Raw genomic sequence first — 16102 nt, forward strand, 5'->3', positions numbered from 1 at the left:
AGCAAACGGGTTACTTCGCTGAATAAGTATAAATTCTTGTTAATAATGTTTATGATTGGCCAAAAATTGCAAATCAATTAAATATATCAGGATTAAATTGATGGATACCACAACTTTAAATCAAACACTCGCAGCGATTCATACCTTTGAAGACTATGAAAAACTTAAGCAGTATATTGAAGAAGACCTCGCTAGAGCGATTATCCATAGACACCAATTACCAGAAGCATCATTAATGCTCTTTTCTGAAGGGACAAATATTGTCTTTTCATATGGGGATACTAAAGTTATTAAAATTTTTCCGCCGTTTCATCAAAGCCAATTTAAAAGTGAGCGATTGGTATTGAAGCATGTGCATGGAAAGCTTTCGATCAAAACGCCTATACTTGAGCATGAAGGTGAGCTATTTGGTTGGCCTTATCTTATCATCAGTAAAATTGAGGGAACGCTTTTAGAAAATCTTTGGGAAAACATGGCTCACAACAACAAAGAGGTCATTCTTCATGAATTGGGAGCACTCATTCGAGAAGTGCATACTTTACCGATCCATGGACTTGAGGCTATTGATTGTCATTGGCCGCAATTTCTTGAAAAACAAATAGCGCATTGCATAGAGCAACATCGAGCTAAAGGACTTTCAACGGCTTTACTGCAACAGCTGCCTGCTTACCTTGATTCAATCAAAGAGGCATTACCGGAAATAAAAAAACCAGTTCTCTTAACCGGGGAATATACTCCGATGAACTTTTTAGTTGGGCAAGTAGATGGCGTTTGGCATCTTAGTGGTTTAATTGATTTTGGAGATGCAATGCTCGGTTTGCCAGAGTATGATTTGCTCGGTCCTGGCGCTTTTCTTATACAAGGCGACAAGCAATTACTGCACACATTTTTAAAGGCTTATGGTTACTTGCCGCATGAGTTGACAAACAGGTTAAGTCATCAATTGACTGCATTAATGCTGCTCCACCAATATAGCAATTTGAACATCCAGGTAAGAATTCCTAATTGGCAGGATAAAGTTAGAAGCTTGAAGGATTTAGAAAATCTAGTGTGGGGCTTTTAAAAACAAGCGGCTCCACCTCTGCCTACGCCCTGCGGCTTCCGCGCGACGTAGGGGTAGAGTTGGAATTCTACGAACATTTATAAAAGGTAATCTTGCGATGTTAATTATTTTTGGTGGGTTGCCCGGAACAGGCAAAACGACGATTTCTAAAATGATAGCCAAGCGTTTAAAGGCAGTCTATCTGAGAGTAGATACCATTGAGCAGACTTTAATGAACTTAGATGGCTATCCTGATTCATTGGTAGTCGGTTCAGAGGGTTACTTAATCAGTTATGCAATCGCTCGAGAGAATTTAGCCTTAGGTTTAAATGTTGTGGCTGACTCGGTTAATCCGATTGCCATAACGCGTAAAGATTGGCAGGATGCGGCAAAACAAACTGAATCAGATTTTATTGAGATTGAACTCATTTGCTCCGATGAAAAAGTTCATCAAAGTCGAGTAGAAGAGCGCATTGCAGATATAGAAGGTCATAAACTGCCTACATGGCAAGCTGTTTTGGATCGTGATTATGATCCTTGGGAAAGCAAGCACATTGTAATTGATACGTCAAAGCATTTAGTCAATGAGTCAGTGGACATCATTATGAGTTTTATAGCCTCGAAGCGAATTTAATTACCATTTGAAGCATTAATGACCTCCTATACCCGGTCCATAACCCTCTTGGAGAACTTGATCTTGATGGCACGCAATAATCTGTTCCTCAAGCACCCAAAGCCCTTCCTGTGTCATATACTGCTGAGTTTCTCTGAAGCAAGCTCCCCTGGATACCGCGCATAAAGCGCGGTACGTAGGCGAAAAAATTATTGGAGGCTCTTATAAAAACTGACGGTACCTCAGGTGAAAATGACCTACTGCTGGATTTCACTTTATCATTTATCTTACTAAATTAATCTTATATTGACGGTATTGTATATTCCCTTTAGAGTTAATCCTGAGTAATTAGAAGTTCATTCTAGATGTTTATTGTTCGGAACATAATTAATAAGGGATTAAACGATGCAATTCACCAAAAATATAGGTTTTATTCTTCTCGCTGTTTACCTGATTATAGTGGCTCTTGGTATCTTGGCGCCTGGAGTTGCAATTCCCAGCACCATCACCGCTGTAGTTGCTTTGGTAGCTGCAATTTTTATACTCATAGGTAGGTAAATAAAAGAAATCCCTATAAGCTTTGATGCACCTCAGCGGTTTGCTAAGCAAAGGGCCTGGCTCGTGCGTGGGGTGGTCGGGTTATAGGTTCAAATCCTACCGTCCCAATCGGCTTCTAGAAAATATCCATGGTGACCTTTTTTTCTGTTACTACTGTAGGGCTTACTTTCTCTCTTGAATGATCAAAAAGGCCCATTTGACTTTGAACAACACTAATTTGCTCTTGAGATTTTACTGGTTCAGGTACCACTGAAATTTCATTTTTCTGTTCTTCTTGGAACTTAGTAAGCATTTCAGCGATTGCGGTAAATCCTCTTGCATTTGCATAATCAAGCGGAGTCTTATACTAGTATCCACAATATCCGTTTTAGCACCTTTGCTTAAAGCAATTCAACTAGCTCTTTTTTTCCCCGGCATACAGCTAAATGCAGAGCAGTTACCTGGATTCAGTTAAGCAGCCAATTGGCTCACTAGGTTAAAGAAGTCAGGGAACGTATTTGTTTGCATGTTTTTTGATGCCTGCATCTGGCGTACTACTACAATATTTTTTTCAGGGATAATGACAAGGTATTGACCTAGATATCCTTCAGCAAAATACATCGTTGGTTGCATCTTTACCCACCAAAGCAAACCGCACATATAAGTGACTCCACTGCCAAAGCGATTAGAGAGTGGCTCTGGATTCATGGATAATTGAATCCATTCTTTGCTGATAATACGCCTGTCGTTCCAAATGCCGTTATTCAGTATCAATTCACCAATTTTAAGCAAATCTTCTGCTTTAATTTGCAGTCCTGCCATACCATGAGGATTGCCAGCAGAATCTTTCATCCAGGCATAATCAGTAATTCCTAAGGGTTGAAATAAGGTGATTTCGATAAAGTGATCCATTGGCAAACCTGATATTTTTTTAAATAGGCCAGCTAATAAATTGATTGCCTTGTTGTTATAGAAAAATACTTCTCCAGGATGGTTACTGAGTTCTGCAGCTAACGCGAGTTGCACAAAATCTGGAGAAGCATAAATCTCTTTGGTTGTTGGATCAGACTGAATACCAGAAGTATGTGTTAGTAATTGCTGAACCGTAATGAATTTTTTTTCCCCCTGCCTCCATTCTGGGTAAAACCGAAAAATCGGATCATCCAATGAAATCAGTTTTGCGTCATATAATATCCCAATGCCCAAGCTAACGATTGACTTGGTCACTGACATGGCTTCAATTGATCCTACGTGCGGCCTTGAAAAATACGCTCCTAGGTTCCGTGAACCAATTTTTTTAATTACTTGAAAAGTAGGCAGTTTTTATAGTGAAATTCGATTGCGATCGTTAACAACACTAATGGAACTGCCTACATGTATAATAATATATCAGAACGAGTCTGGGATACAATTTATTCTTTTCTGCAAGGAGTAAAAGGATTGCACATTAAGAATAATGAGAAGACAAGATGCTTTGTGGAAGGAGTCTGGTATGTATTACGTACAGGCTGTCAATGGCGCCTGCTCCCGCCCTATTACGGACATTGGCGTAAAATTCACAAGCGATATAAAATGTGGTCAGATCGCGGCATTTGGACTGGCTTAATGTCTTCAGTTAGCGATGTTGATGATCAAGCCGTCATGATTGATGCCACCATAGTGCGCGCGCATGCGTGTGCATCTGGTTACGACAAGGAAGGGAATGATGCTCAGGCATTGGGGCGCAGTAAAGGAGGTTTTACCACTAAAATTCACGCTTTGGTGGATGGACTGGGGAATCCGATTAAGTTTATCCTGACCGGGGGACATCGAAACGATATTACTCAAGCAGCAGAGCTATTGAAGGAGCAGCGTGACACGATAGTTCTTGCAGATAAAGGATATGATTCACAGGCACTTGTTGACACACTGGAGAGTCAAGGCTGTATTGCAACCATTCCGTCAAAAAAGAATGCGAAGAACCCAAGAAAAATCGATAAAGAGCAGTACAAAGAGCGGTTTTTAGTTGAAGCTTTTTTCTCCAAAATCAAACACTTTCGGCGTGTTTTTTCTCGTTTTGATAAAACAACGACCGCTTTTTCCGGGTTCTTACATTTGGCCGGAGCGCTTATATGGATGCGCTAGAAAATTGGTTCACGGAACCTAGAATTTTACCATTTTGTGCAACAATCGCAGCATCAGATTGGGATGATTTAGCTCCGCTAATAATATCGATTATAATTTTTTTAGAATTAGCATCAAGTTGATCCAGGGAATAGAATTCATTAGATCGATTATCAAAAGACATATTGAAAGACATACAACACACATCAAAGTTACATCATTTTTTTATATAATAGATTACTTTTTGAACAATTTCATAATTGGATGGATTTTTTTTATCGTTTTTGATTCTTTAACTGAGATATTTATGATTAATTTGACCAACAGGCTACCTCGCTGAGCAGATCATTTTTTGCGATTTTTCCCTCATATTTCCACCTGGCTGCGGACAACCAGGGCTAATATTGTTCGATATATCTTAGTACTTGTTACTTAAGGAAAATGTATATGAACTCATTGGCAAACTACTCGGGAAGTTGGATGGTTTTGGCATTAAACCAAATACTGCTAACCCTTTTGCATGAATGGCCGGTGATATATGGTCAAACGCGACATCCACATCACTAGGAATCGTGTCATGTTCAAGCCCAGCTTGTTTTCTAACATCTAATACCACTGATTCAAAATGCTGTACCAACTTTAAAACATCATCTAAAAGTGTGTTATCTTGTTCAAATGCAGTGATGTAGTGTCGACTTTTTAAATCGGATACTTTCATGTTAGGTTTAGGAAGCACTATCTCCTCATTAACAGGAGGGAGCACAGGCATTACCAAATTCTCAATTGCTGTAGCAAGAGTTTCATCGGTAAAGTGCTTTGCAATTTTAAACCAGGATTCAATTGTAAGCTTTTTATTACTCTCTGTTCCATTCGTGTTATATGCCATCGAATAACTTGCCAGGCTGTAACCCGAAGGCTTCTTTTCGCGGGTCTTTGCTTCGAGGTTCATGCATTCATCAATGTTTTTATAACCTTGCTTTTTTAAATAATTCTCAATTTCATTAATTGTTGCGTCATTGCTTTCCAAATAAATTCTAATTTTTGCATTATCAAGTTTTATCGTAACTTTGATGCCCACAACCATCTCCTTATTATGTTTAAAATAGTCACAACTATACCGATATAGATGTTTAAAATCTATCACTGCCCAAGAGCTATAACGCTCCACTATATGGGCTTAATTCACAGCAAAGCATTATAACCTCTAAGCGCTTCTTCAGGAGAAAGCACTTCACCTTCTAAAGTCTTGTTTGCTGGGATCACTTTTGTTTTTAGGTGCTCAGGAATAGAAAACTCCGAAGTAAAATACATTTGGTCTAAAAAAATTTTAGTGATATTTTTTCTTTGGGAAATACATTTAAAAATGGTATTGTAAAGATTTTTATAATGACAACGGATCTTTTTGCTTATTATTTGATATTAAAGATGATGAGATGAAAAGATTGTCCTTGGCCTCATAACCATTTCAAGCGCATGCTGCGGCAGTATTCATATTCTGGAGTATGGGACGCTGAGCCAAATGGAGAGACAGGAGTGCGTTATCATTTCTGATATTTACTATCGTACCAGCTATTAAATAAATAACAGGGAGGTATTTATGCAGCGATCAGAAAAACACTTGGGCGAGACAACTTTACGAAGATTTTCTATAGCTCTAGGATTAACGATAGCCCTCTATGGGGCGAGTACTGTCGTACAGGCACAAGATTTCCTAACCCACCATATATACCCGGAAATTGCAAATGGAAGTGTGGCATATGTGCGCCCTATGCTTGCGACCAAAGTTTTGCGTCTCGACATTGTATTACCACTGCGTGATCAGGAGGGATTAGACAGTTTTGTAAAAGAACTTTATAACCCTGCAAGCCCCTTTTATCGGAAGTTCCTAACGGTATCAGAGTTTACCGATAGATTTGGTCCGAGTCAGGAGGACTATGACACTGTAATTCATTTCGCCAAAGATCACGGCTTTAAGGTAGTCGGAGGCTCCCGCGATGGTATGGACATTCAGATTGAGGGCTCTGTAGCGAATATCGAGAAAACCTTCAATATATCGATGCAGATGTTCAAGGACGACAAAGAAAACCGCACATTTTATGCTCCAGATCGCGAGCCCACAGTGGACTTGCCATTTCCTCTATGGCATATCTCTGGCTTGGACAACTATTCAATACCTCATCCTCAGTATAAGAAGAGAGATAAGGAGCTGGTTGAACCTTGGGCTATTACGGGTTCTGGTCCTCTGAACTCGTTCTTAGGAAGTGACATGAGGGCCGCTTACTATGGAGTGAATGGGACTCTGACGGGCGCAGGTCAACATCTCGGGTTGCTTGAGTATGCTGGTACAGATCTGATTGATTTGTACCAATATTTCGCTAACATTGGTCAAATCAATAGGGTTCCTATAATCTTGCTCTCCACAGACGGTACGCCAACGAGTTGTGTGTATCCGTCGTGTGATGACACCGAGCAAACACTTGATATGACACAAGCTCTTGGTATGGCTCCTGGACTTGCAAGCCTGGTAATGTACATAGGCTCCACCGATACTGCAATTTTCAGTTCTATGGTATCGCATAATCCTCTACCAACTACTATTGGCTGTTCATGGGGATGGACGCCTGCTGATCCAAACACCCTTAATCCGTACTGGGTGAGAATGATGGCTCAGGGCCAAACTTTTTTTGTAGCATCGGGCGATGATTCTACCTGGACGCAGAGCGGCAGAGCGGCGGCATGGCCAGCAGACTCTCCATATGTTGTCTCAGTGGGTGGTACCAACTTAATTACTACTGGTCCAGGCGGTTCCTGGCAATCGGAAACTGCCTGGTCGCATAGCGGCGGCGGTATTTCCCCAAACAATGTTCCAATCCCCCCATGGCAGACTATTCCTGGAGTGATAAATACCAGCAATAATGGTTCGAGATTTTTGCGCAATGGCCCAGATGTAGCTGCCAATGCGAATTTTACTTTTTATGTGTGCGCCAATCGAAATTGTACGGCAAACCGTTTGGGAGGTACTAGTTTTGCGGCCCCTATGTGGGCTGGCTATATAGCTCTGGCTAATCAACAAACACTGGCCACGCACCAGACGACGCTTGGATTTATTAGCCACACTCTTTATTATCTTGGAGCATCATCCGTTTATAGTATTGTTTTTCATGATATCATCTTCGGCCAGTCCGGCAGTTTTTCAGCAGTACCTGGTTATGATCTTGTAACTGGCTGGGGTAGTATGAAAGGGCCTAACTTGATTAATTTTCTTGCATACTTTGGATAGATGGAACGCTCCGAGCGCTTAGGTACCGAACCACTCCCAGTTGTGGGATGGTTCGGCATTATCTTAAAGAAAACATGTAAATTGGAAATCCTGTTTACAAACAACCAGGCTAGGCGCCAATCTCCTTGATTTATAGTCATTGATTCAAATAGGTAATCCGTTTTCTTTATTGTAATCCACGTGATTAATCAATGTGCAACTCTTTCGCATCGAAATGCGTAATACAAAACGTATTTAGGAACGGACATGTTCAATGACTTGAATTTAAACATGAAACTATACTTCGTAAAAAATATTGGTCACTGTTAAATTACATTCTCCATCACCAACCCGTAAGGTCCTAGTCTCACCAACTCTAGCTTTCAGCAATGTTTTTGCCAAGGGTGAAACCCAGCTTATTTTTCCCGCATTAATATCTGCTTCATCAAGACCTACAATTTTGACAGAATTGGATTCACCATTTTCATTGATATATTGGACAGTGGCGCCAAAAAATACTTGAGTAAGACCCACCTGAAGTTTCGGATCGACTATTTCAGCGCTTTCCAATCGTTTTGTTAAATAGCGAATGCGTCTATCAATTTCACGTAAACGTTTTTTTCCATAAATGTAATCCCCATTTTCCGATCGATCACCATTGCTCGCTGCCCAACTTACTACCTTCACAATCTCAGGCCGTTCATTACTAACTAAATCACGTAATTCAGTTTGCAGCATTGCAAAACCAATAGGGGTCATATAATTTTTGACACTGGGTAACCCTAAGTCTGGACGCTCTGGTTCAGTATACTCATCACCTTCTTTAGTAAAAGCCTTACTCACCACAAACTCCTGTTATAGTCTTTATGATATATTACTTAATTATACCACTCTGTATATAACCTATCTCCAATGGTTTAAGAAAAAAAGCTGGCAATTTTATTGATGAGTTTCCTCATATAAAATCTCTTTCAACGTCATTAATGAAGCAAGCGCCGCCTGAGTTTAGATGTAAGGCCGGAACCAGGCTGCCTTTCATTGTTCCTGGCAATTGCCTGAGTATTTTGATCCGGTGTTTCTCTATATTTTACTTATTGGTACTTACTGCATAAACTTTCTATATCTCTATATGGGTATCAGATGATTATGATGAAATGGCTCTTGATGGTATTATTTTTTTTTCTTAGTTACGGCGTGGGAGCGAATAATAATTTAAATCAGGCTTCGCCAAAGGGGCTTGAAGCCATATCGAGAGCAGCAACCCAATTTGTATCCAATATCTATTCAAATGCAGCGAATCTGGACTTGTTAAGTTCTTCTGAGGGGGATAGAAAAGCGTTCTTTAATAAACAATTTAGTGCGACGAACATACCTTGTAACATCGTTAAAATAGAGTTTCTTAATTTTGAAGTAGCAAACTGGGCGATGTGGGGCGTACAATGTTCAGAAAAAAAATCGTTTATTTTTGCTATCAAAAATGATTATGTAGGAACTATAAAATTATTAGACTGCAAATTATGCACTAATGGAACGTTTAGGCCCTGCCTGGATTGGTGTACACGAACCATTCCTTTAAGTGAAGTAAATACTAAACCCGAATCCTCATATGTAAAACCCGAATTAGCAAATCTGCCCTCGTCAGTCGCTGAGCTATCAACGGATAATGTCCCTCTAGAGCAGGTTTTTTATGATCCAGGCAATCGATATACGATTAAATATCCCAGTGCCTGGAAACAATGGTTGGATAGTTCAGGGGTGCAAAAATTTGGTATCCCTCAAAAACCCTGGGTGGTTTTTGTGTCAAGCTTAGATGATAGGTACAAAAGTGTGATTGAATTATTTAAAGAAAAACCTGATGTAACGTACCTGAAAAATGATTTTACCCAATCCATCAATAAAAACATTAAATTTTTAAACGAGGGCCCATTAACTATAAAAGCGTCCGATGGCAGCAATTTAAAGGCATATTATGTCATCGCCGTTTATTCAGTAGATGGTTTTTGGTATGAACTCTTGGCTGTTATGGTCGAACGCAAAACGGCACCCAAGTATTTAAGATTTGTCTATGCGTCTCCCATAGCACAAGAGAAAGATACCCTATCCATTGCTAAAGCCATGTTAAAGTCTTGGTCAATCTCCCCTTAGTCAATACATCAATAGGGTTTGCGCCGAGTGTTGATGAACGACTCGTTTATGGATTTTGGACTGAGGCCTATAATTAAGCATTGTGTCTAACTAATAATACAAATCAAGTTATTCTTGGCAAGATAATACTAAAACTCGCCCCTTTTAATGTCTTCGAATCATTAATTGAAAGCTTTCCGTCATGTAAACCCAATATGGATTTCGTAATGGATAAACCTAGCCCAATATGTTTTCCTGCAGTGTCGGTCGAATTTAATGTTGTAAAGGGTTCTACTATTTTTTCCCTATCCCGCTCAGGAACACCCGGGCCGTCGTCCTCTACGCGAATAATCACTGATTTATTTTGATATTCCAAACTGATGAGTATTTCTTTACGGGCGTGTTTCAGTGCATTACTAATGAGATTATTTATTGCGTGATATAAAAGTTTCGGATCAAAAAATATCAATTCATTATCGTTTTGTTGGAAATTAAATAACACATTTACTTCATAGGATTGATGCGTTTTTAATAAATTTTCAAGCCATTTACGTAGATTAAGTCGTTCCTTATTTATTTTAAGTTCATGGGTCGTACTTTGTGAATAGAGTAAAAACGTATGAATCAACCGGTTTAATTCTTGGATATCTTCTTCGATGCTTTCAATATGTTCTTGCTCTTCACTGGACTGAGTTTTAATTTTCTTTAAAGAATCAAGTGCCAATTGTATGGTGTATAATGGAGTACGAACTTCGTGTGCGACAAATCGTGCCATATTTTGTTGTGATTGTATCAGTAAATTTATTTTGTTACCCATAGCAACAACATTTTCATAGACACCTCTTAAAGTTGAAAAGCGATTCAGGTGCACCTCATAATTAAAGTGACCTTGGCTGTACTCTTGCGTTAATTTATGTATTTTTGCGCTGTTTCTGCTGAATAACCACGTGAGAACTGCCACGGCAAAAACAGCTAAAAAGGTTGTTGTGATAACAAAGTATATTTGAATCTTTGATAATTGAAGTGAAAAATAGGGGTAGTTTAAAGGGCCTACGCGTATTATTTTGTCACTATTAGGAATTTTAAAATAAATCGTTGTTATAGGGTTCTCATCAGTTGGAATGTCATAATCTACCTCACCATTCATTAATTTATTTTTGGTTTTATAAGCAATATGGGTACTGTTAATTGATGTGAGTTCTAAAGGAATCTGATACTGTAGCTGGAGCGTATCTAATGCTTCATTCCATTTGCTCATCGGGGTAGCATTTAACGAATTTAAAATGAGCATTCTCATCAGATAAGTTGAACTTTGAATGATCTCATTCATCGATGTTCCTACTTGTATTTTCAAAACATAAGGACTCTTGCCCAGACGCTTGTAGGCATAGACATCATGGAGACTGTAGGTTAAAAACATAAGATTTTGTTCATCTTTATAAACAACACCACCTGCAAGCAATTGTTCTTTTTCCTTTTCTGTAAGGGGTAGGGAGCTTATAGCCATCACTTGGGCGGCATTATTGTTTTGTGGGAATAATTTTTTTAATTCCTCATGAGATCGCGAAATAGGTATATTCAATTGCGCTTCATTTGACTTAAGTAATCGGTGTTCGAGTACTGAAAAATTGCCTATCCCTAAAATGTCATGAACTTTTTGGGAACTTACTCGTATGGAGTAAGTAAAGGAGAGATAAAAACCCAGAAGAATGAAAAATAATATCAATAAAGAAGCGCAAATTGTTTTTAGGTATAATTTTATCATTTATCTTTCCATGCATCCGATAAAAATAAATATCCTTTTCCATAAATCGTTTTAATTCGATAAGGATTCTCCAGATCATCACCTAATATCTTTCTTAATCGTGATATCTTAAGGTCAATACTTCGATCCACTCCATCGTATTCCCGACCACGTAATGCATAATCAATATTATCTCTGCTTAAAACGGTATCTGCATTCTTTGCTAACAGAGCGAGTAGCTCATATTCACTTGGGCTTAAATCAATGGGGTTTCCACAATAACGGACACTCTTTTTTATTAAATCAATAATTAAATTATCAAATTGAATTTTTTTAAATTCTGCAATTAAGCTGGGTCTTCTTAAAAGCGCAGAAATTCTTGCTTTTAATATCTCTTCTTTAACGGGTTTCGTGACATAGTCATCCGCACCAAGTTTAAGGCTGGTTACCTCATTTTGCTCTGTGTTCAAAGCAGTTAACATCAATATTTTACCTCGATACGCATCACGTACTGTTTCACAAATTTGCTCACCATTCATCCCTGGCAACATGATGTCAAGAATCACTAAATCGGGCTGGTCTCTAATGATACGATAGGCAGCACTATCTCCTCGAGACTCTGTAGCAACATGATACCCTTCTTCAGTAAGCATTTTTTTTAAATACTTGACTAACTTAAGGTTATCCTCAACCAACAATATATTTATATTCATCGTTTATCATTTTATGCGGTTTAATATTAGTGTAGTCCTGCGGGCTCATTATTCCACAAATCCCCCATTGCCTGTCTAAACATACTCAATATATACAAAGTTTATACAATTGGCGATTTGTATTTCGATATAATGGATTTATCGAACAGTAACATCGTAGGAGAAACAGCATGAAAGCAAGAATTGTTAAATTAGCCACTTCACTTGTAGAAGGTTTAAGTTCATTGACCTTTAAGTCCAAAAGAACAGAGTCTGATGTGGAATGGATTAGGAGGGAAGCCAATATAGAACAAGTAAGTGTGGCTACCGTGCTGGGTAATGGCACTCCTGTAACCCATGGCTATGGGGACGTGAATAAAGATACGGTCTTTGGCGCTGCATCACTAAGTAAACCCGTATTTGCTTATCTTGTATTAAAACTTGCAGAAACTGGCACGCTCTCTTTAGATATGAATAGGCTTAATGACATTTTGCCCTTTAAGGACTTTTGTCAACAACATGGTTTTAAATGGAAAAAGGACGAAGAAATCAATGAAGAGGATATCGCACGTATTAATGCATTGACGCCGGCCATGATTCTTGCTCATAAAACCGGTTTTGATTTAAATAACTGGACCAATGAGGTGAATCATCAATTTGAACCCGGACAAGAATATTATAGATATTCAGGGCTTCCTTTGTTTTATTTGCAAAAAGTGATGGAAAAACTGCACGAACCACAACTTGCTTTAATGCCAGAGAATGATTCTTTTGAAGAAAATAAACTGTATGTTTCAATCAATCCTCCGAATCTTAGATATACAATTTTTGATATTACAGGGGTAGGAAGATCCGGCACCATAGACTTAAACGCACTCAATTGTAATCTACAAAAGCTCACTGATGTTCAGGAGCTTAATCCCTACTTACCCCAAATTATTGAAGAAGTAGCAAAACGGGGGCATACCGCAAATCTTGAAGTGCTTGCTAAAAAATATGTGTTTGACCCTTTACATATGAACCACAGCAGTTTTGGAAAAAAACCATGCGCAGCAAATACTTTAACCACTACCGCTGAAGATTATGCGCTATTCGTGCAAGCCTGGATGAACGATGAAACATTGAACTATGCTTTTAATCCTCAAATTCGAATGACGCAGGATCCTTGGGCAAAAGAGACGGTGTCGGATCACCGTGATTTAAAATATGTAGCAGAATGTTTGGGTTTTCAACTTGAAGTAGATGAAAATGGCAAACCGCTAACGGCGTTTAAGACAGGTGATATGGGGCCATGGAGAGGGTGGGTTGCGATCGATTTAACCGGTGATTTAAAAGAAAGGAAAGCAACAGTTTTTTTTGCAAAGGGCCCAGATGAAGGAAATGGACATATTCTTGCTGAGACACTCATCAAACCCTATTTTCAATTAGAGCATGCGATGAGGTGGTTTAAAGAAAAATATGGCTTTGCTACAGGCTGGGAAGAAAACTGGGAAGCTTTGCAGAAAGTACGATGTGGGCGCGGAATAAACTATCAAAAACACTCACCGAAAGTATCTCAGTCGCAGGATGAAGTTACTGTTCCTAGTGATAGTACACAAAAAATACTTCAGCTTATGCCCAAGCAAGAACCAGTACCACAAACGGTTCAATCTCAAGAAGAAACACACTCAACTAAATCTGTTCAGGCAGTGGAGCAAATAAGAGAAGAGGATAAAACGCAAGAGGAACGGAAATTTAATCCCACCCCATTTTCAAACTCTTATGGCTCATATTACTAGGCTAATTAGGAGAAGGAAATCAATACTAATTGTCGGGGGATTTTAGGATGAGACCAACTCCTAAAGAAACAAGCAGCAAAAACTGCGGTTTCGGTTTGAACCGCAGGTCTTTCAGACCTTCAACCAGGCTTCTTGGGCTGTGAAAGTTCTAAAGTCACTTTGTTTTTTTATTCTATACTTATTAGGGTTAAGCAATAAATTTACACTTGAATTGCTACGGATTATAACTATAGGGAGATTATAATGGCTAGAAATGATTCAAGTAGTAGTGTTGCAATAGTTGCTATAGTAGTGATTGTTATCCTTGTCGTTATTGCAGCATATTATTTCTTTCGTGAGAGTCTTGGCACTACAACACCTACAGCTCCTGCAGTAATTAAGGAGGCTCCAAGTACAACTATAGAGGCACCTAAAACGACAATTGAGGCACCTACTATAGAGATGCCAAAAGCAACGCCAAATAATTCAAGTAGTGGTGATACGAAAAAATAGGGATAATGATAGGAACTTCCTGGTTGCAAGCAACCAGGAGGTAACTGCTTGGAAATGATGGGAATTTAAAGTTATAGTAACACCCTGTGCTTATAAATGATTAGGACATCGCTTCATGGATTGGCAGCCTTTTAAACCGAGAGGGTGGGGCATAAAGACTTTAAGATTCCTTTCGACATTTATTGCGGTGTATTCATTAAATAGTTATGCCGCGCAGCTTCCGCCATTTTCTTTTTCAGAAGTAGAATACTTGGCAGAACAACAGGAAGAGGCATCCTATTTAGGGCATTTGCCTTCAGACTCAAAACAGCTTGATCATGGTTTTGCTCTATCCGAGCATTTAGCAGCAGGACAACAGGTGGCGCTTTTATTTGAGCCAACCAAATCGCCTGAAACGAATGGTTTGCTGCATTTACGCAATGGCCTTAAGCTCACCTATGGGAATATTTTAAGCCTGGGCGATTTATGCGGTATTGTTGGGCAGCCTATTAGTTTAGGAAAAACTCCCAAAGAACGACACCAGCGATTTCTAAATACCTTTTATTCCTTTGCTAAAGAGGTTCGCGCTGTAGATGAAGTCAATCAACTCACTCACGTCATTGAGCAGGAACTACAGGCAATCCAAACGGGCATGCAGCACGGAGAGACACCAGAAGTCATTTATCAACGCATTGGTAATGAAGTAGGTCGACAAGTTAACTGCATTACGGGGGGCGGCTGCCTCTCTTGGAATTGGTGGGTGTTCCCGGGGCGTTATTTGAAATTAGCTATGGAAAATTATGATCATTTCATCCCGAATGCACAAATTGCTTATTTAAGCGGGCATCAAGCTGCATTGTCGCAAGCTTTAAAAGCGCGGGAAACGGGTTTAAGACAGGATTTGGAATTAGCCTATGCAATGGATGCTTTTGCCTGTCATTTTTTGTCGGATCACTTTGCTGCCGGCCATCTGCGTACTCCGCGTATACAACTTGCTCAAGAGGTTTATCCTTCACTACTGGGCTCATTATTAGCAAGCTATATGCACAACGAAGAAAATAGAGAAGGATTACATGTGCATAATGAAAATCAGGAACATTGGATTGTCTATGGTGATTTTTCTTATTTTAATCCCGCCAATGAAGAGAATAGAAATAAACTGGCGCGTGTGTTACAGCAATCTGCCGATGATGTTTTTAACACCTATCATTATGGAATAATCAACGATTACCATCTGCTCCTTGCCTCAATTCCTGAGGCAGATGAAAATAAAGACGAGCACAGCATGGACATTTCACCCTTATTTTATTGGGATGAGCGTACGAAACAACTTTTACGTCGAAAAGATATAAGCAATCCATACGATCGTCGCTTTACCGCAAATTGGTGGGGATGGAGTACTTTTATTTCTCTAAAAAGACACTACGGAATGACCCAGGAAATGCGTTCTATGTCGCATCTTTTAGAGCACAATTCTCAAGAACAGGAATAAGAAAAATAGATATTAAGAGTTTCTGGTTTCAGTGAAAAAACTACAACCATTTCCCTAATGGATTGGTTGTTGGTCTCAAAATTGGGATAAACGATAGAACAACCAATTGCAAAAATAAGAGGTATTCCATACAGTGCCCAATACTAGGTATAAAGTCCTTCATTACCAGGGTCTAAGAAGATCGGTACTAAAAACACTGGATCCCGCAGAGAAGCCATGGGTCGCAAGCACAGATCTGATCCAGGGA

At 39.2% G+C, this 16102-nt stretch carries 17 protein-coding genes; 9 read left to right on the forward strand and 8 right to left on the reverse strand.

What is annotated here, in order from left to right; translation table 11 throughout:
- Positions 1–100: 100 nt before the first annotated feature.
- The 3 genes from FOLKNPGA_RS04250 (at position 101) to FOLKNPGA_RS04260 (ending at position 2213) form a co-directional block, all read left to right on the forward strand.
- The gene (locus tag FOLKNPGA_RS04250) at positions 101–1063 is read left to right on the forward strand and encodes a phosphotransferase family protein (protein ID WP_182351825.1); all 963 of its coding nucleotides are present in this window, start codon (positions 101–103) and stop codon (positions 1061–1063) included.
- Between the two features lie 97 nt (positions 1064–1160).
- Complete coding sequence (locus FOLKNPGA_RS04255) at positions 1161–1676, forward strand: AAA family ATPase (RefSeq protein ID WP_182351826.1); 516 nt, start codon at positions 1161–1163, stop codon at positions 1674–1676.
- A gap of 384 nt (positions 1677–2060) precedes the next feature.
- Positions 2061–2213, forward strand: coding sequence for a hypothetical protein (locus tag FOLKNPGA_RS04260; RefSeq protein WP_182351827.1), 153 nt, complete (start codon positions 2061–2063; stop codon positions 2211–2213).
- Between the two features lie 115 nt (positions 2214–2328).
- Here FOLKNPGA_RS04260 and FOLKNPGA_RS04265 read toward each other — a convergent pair whose 3' ends face one another.
- The 3 genes from FOLKNPGA_RS04265 to FOLKNPGA_RS04275 form a co-directional block, all read right to left on the reverse strand.
- Positions 2329–2505, reverse strand: a complete 177-nt coding sequence (locus tag FOLKNPGA_RS04265) for a hypothetical protein (protein WP_182351828.1) — start codon at positions 2503–2505, stop codon at positions 2329–2331.
- An 88-nt stretch (positions 2506–2593) separates the two neighbouring features.
- Positions 2594–2659: an ankyrin repeat domain-containing protein gene (locus FOLKNPGA_RS19175; protein ID WP_182352752.1), complete on the reverse strand. Its 66-nt coding sequence runs from the start codon at positions 2657–2659 to the stop codon at positions 2594–2596.
- Between the two features lie 4 nt (positions 2660–2663).
- Positions 2664–3425, reverse strand: coding sequence for a serine hydrolase (locus tag FOLKNPGA_RS04275; protein WP_182351829.1), 762 nt, complete (start codon positions 3423–3425; stop codon positions 2664–2666).
- 141 nt (positions 3426–3566) lie between these two features.
- On the opposite strand from FOLKNPGA_RS04275, the gene FOLKNPGA_RS04280 reads away from it, so the two are divergent.
- Entirely contained in the window at positions 3567–4316 is a 750-nt protein-coding gene (locus tag FOLKNPGA_RS04280) for an IS5 family transposase (RefSeq protein ID WP_058441825.1), read from the forward strand.
- Here the strand turns inward: FOLKNPGA_RS04280 and FOLKNPGA_RS04285 are convergent.
- Both FOLKNPGA_RS04285 and FOLKNPGA_RS04290 read right to left on the reverse strand, forming a co-directional pair.
- Positions 4300–4491, reverse strand: coding sequence for a hypothetical protein (locus tag FOLKNPGA_RS04285; RefSeq protein ID WP_182351830.1), 192 nt, complete (start codon positions 4489–4491; stop codon positions 4300–4302). The genes FOLKNPGA_RS04280 and FOLKNPGA_RS04285 overlap by 17 nt on opposite strands.
- Before the next feature lie 222 nt (positions 4492–4713).
- Positions 4714–5373 (reverse strand): hypothetical protein, encoded by a 660-nt coding sequence (locus FOLKNPGA_RS04290; RefSeq protein ID WP_182351831.1) that lies wholly within the window; start codon positions 5371–5373, stop codon positions 4714–4716.
- 690 nt (positions 5374–6063) lie between these two features.
- On the opposite strand from FOLKNPGA_RS04290, the gene FOLKNPGA_RS04295 reads away from it, so the two are divergent.
- Positions 6064–7575, forward strand: coding sequence for a protease pro-enzyme activation domain-containing protein (locus FOLKNPGA_RS04295; protein WP_255466081.1), 1512 nt, complete (start codon positions 6064–6066; stop codon positions 7573–7575).
- Positions 7576–7851: 276 nt separating this feature from the next.
- On the opposite strand, the gene greB is transcribed toward FOLKNPGA_RS04295, so the two are convergent.
- The gene (gene greB / locus FOLKNPGA_RS04300) at positions 7852–8397 is read right to left on the reverse strand and encodes a transcription elongation factor GreB (RefSeq protein WP_182351833.1); all 546 of its coding nucleotides are present in this window, start codon (positions 8395–8397) and stop codon (positions 7852–7854) included.
- 303 nt (positions 8398–8700) lie between these two features.
- Between greB and FOLKNPGA_RS04305 the strand changes: the two genes are divergently transcribed.
- Complete coding sequence (locus FOLKNPGA_RS04305; RefSeq protein ID WP_182351834.1) at positions 8701–9699, forward strand: hypothetical protein; 999 nt, start codon at positions 8701–8703, stop codon at positions 9697–9699.
- Positions 9700–9802: 103 nt separating this feature from the next.
- Here the strand turns inward: FOLKNPGA_RS04305 and FOLKNPGA_RS04310 are convergent, their stop codons facing one another.
- Both FOLKNPGA_RS04310 and FOLKNPGA_RS04315 read right to left on the reverse strand, forming a co-directional pair.
- Positions 9803–11443: an ATP-binding protein gene (locus FOLKNPGA_RS04310; protein ID WP_182351835.1), complete on the reverse strand. Its 1641-nt coding sequence runs from the start codon at positions 11441–11443 to the stop codon at positions 9803–9805.
- The gene (locus tag FOLKNPGA_RS04315) at positions 11440–12135 is read right to left on the reverse strand and encodes a response regulator (protein ID WP_182351836.1); all 696 of its coding nucleotides are present in this window, start codon (positions 12133–12135) and stop codon (positions 11440–11442) included. Before FOLKNPGA_RS04315 ends, FOLKNPGA_RS04310 begins: the two co-directional genes overlap by 4 nt.
- 170 nt (positions 12136–12305) lie before the next feature.
- On the opposite strand from FOLKNPGA_RS04315, the gene FOLKNPGA_RS04320 reads away from it, so the two are divergent.
- From FOLKNPGA_RS04320 to FOLKNPGA_RS04330, 3 genes are all read left to right on the forward strand, one after another.
- Positions 12306–13892: a serine hydrolase gene (locus tag FOLKNPGA_RS04320; protein WP_182351837.1), complete on the forward strand. Its 1587-nt coding sequence runs from the start codon at positions 12306–12308 to the stop codon at positions 13890–13892.
- Between the two features lie 243 nt (positions 13893–14135).
- Positions 14136–14384: a hypothetical protein gene (locus tag FOLKNPGA_RS04325; RefSeq protein WP_182351838.1), complete on the forward strand. Its 249-nt coding sequence runs from the start codon at positions 14136–14138 to the stop codon at positions 14382–14384.
- Between the two features lie 115 nt (positions 14385–14499).
- On the forward strand, positions 14500–15855 hold the full coding sequence (locus FOLKNPGA_RS04330) for a phospholipase (protein ID WP_182351839.1): 1356 nt from the start codon (positions 14500–14502) through the stop codon (positions 15853–15855).
- Positions 15856–16102 lie beyond the last annotated feature (247 nt).

The organism is Legionella sp. PC1000, assembly GCF_014109805.1.
GTDB lineage: Bacteria > Pseudomonadota > Gammaproteobacteria > Legionellales > Legionellaceae > Legionella > Legionella resiliens.

Bases quoted from the DNA above. Each gene is read 5' to 3' on its own strand.
- FOLKNPGA_RS04315 (WP_182351836.1), bottom strand. From the start codon at position 12,135: ATGAATATAAATATATTGTTGGTTGAGGATAACCTTAAGTTAGTCAAG.
- FOLKNPGA_RS04255 (WP_182351826.1), top strand. From the start codon at position 1,161: ATGTTAATTATTTTTGGTGGGTTGCCCGGAACAGGCAAAACGACGATT.
- FOLKNPGA_RS04285 (WP_182351830.1), bottom strand. From the start codon at position 4,491: ATGTCTTTCAATATGTCTTTTGATAATCGATCTAATGAATTCTATTCC.
- FOLKNPGA_RS04330 (WP_182351839.1), top strand. From the start codon at position 14,500: ATGGATTGGCAGCCTTTTAAACCGAGAGGGTGGGGCATAAAGACTTTA.
- FOLKNPGA_RS04280 (WP_058441825.1), top strand. From the start codon at position 3,567: ATGTATAATAATATATCAGAACGAGTCTGGGATACAATTTATTCTTTT.
- FOLKNPGA_RS04295 (WP_255466081.1), top strand. From the start codon at position 6,064: ATGCTTGCGACCAAAGTTTTGCGTCTCGACATTGTATTACCACTGCGT.
- FOLKNPGA_RS04250 (WP_182351825.1), top strand. From the start codon at position 101: ATGGATACCACAACTTTAAATCAAACACTCGCAGCGATTCATACCTTT.
- FOLKNPGA_RS04265 (WP_182351828.1), bottom strand. From the start codon at position 2,505: ATGCTTACTAAGTTCCAAGAAGAACAGAAAAATGAAATTTCAGTGGTA.
- FOLKNPGA_RS04325 (WP_182351838.1), top strand. From the start codon at position 14,136: ATGGCTAGAAATGATTCAAGTAGTAGTGTTGCAATAGTTGCTATAGTA.
- FOLKNPGA_RS04320 (WP_182351837.1), top strand. From the start codon at position 12,306: ATGAAAGCAAGAATTGTTAAATTAGCCACTTCACTTGTAGAAGGTTTA.
- FOLKNPGA_RS04310 (WP_182351835.1), bottom strand. From the start codon at position 11,443: ATGATAAAATTATACCTAAAAACAATTTGCGCTTCTTTATTGATATTA.
- FOLKNPGA_RS04260 (WP_182351827.1), top strand. From the start codon at position 2,061: ATGCAATTCACCAAAAATATAGGTTTTATTCTTCTCGCTGTTTACCTG.
- FOLKNPGA_RS04305 (WP_182351834.1), top strand. From the start codon at position 8,701: ATGATGAAATGGCTCTTGATGGTATTATTTTTTTTTCTTAGTTACGGC.
- FOLKNPGA_RS04275 (WP_182351829.1), bottom strand. From the start codon at position 3,425: ATGTCAGTGACCAAGTCAATCGTTAGCTTGGGCATTGGGATATTATAT.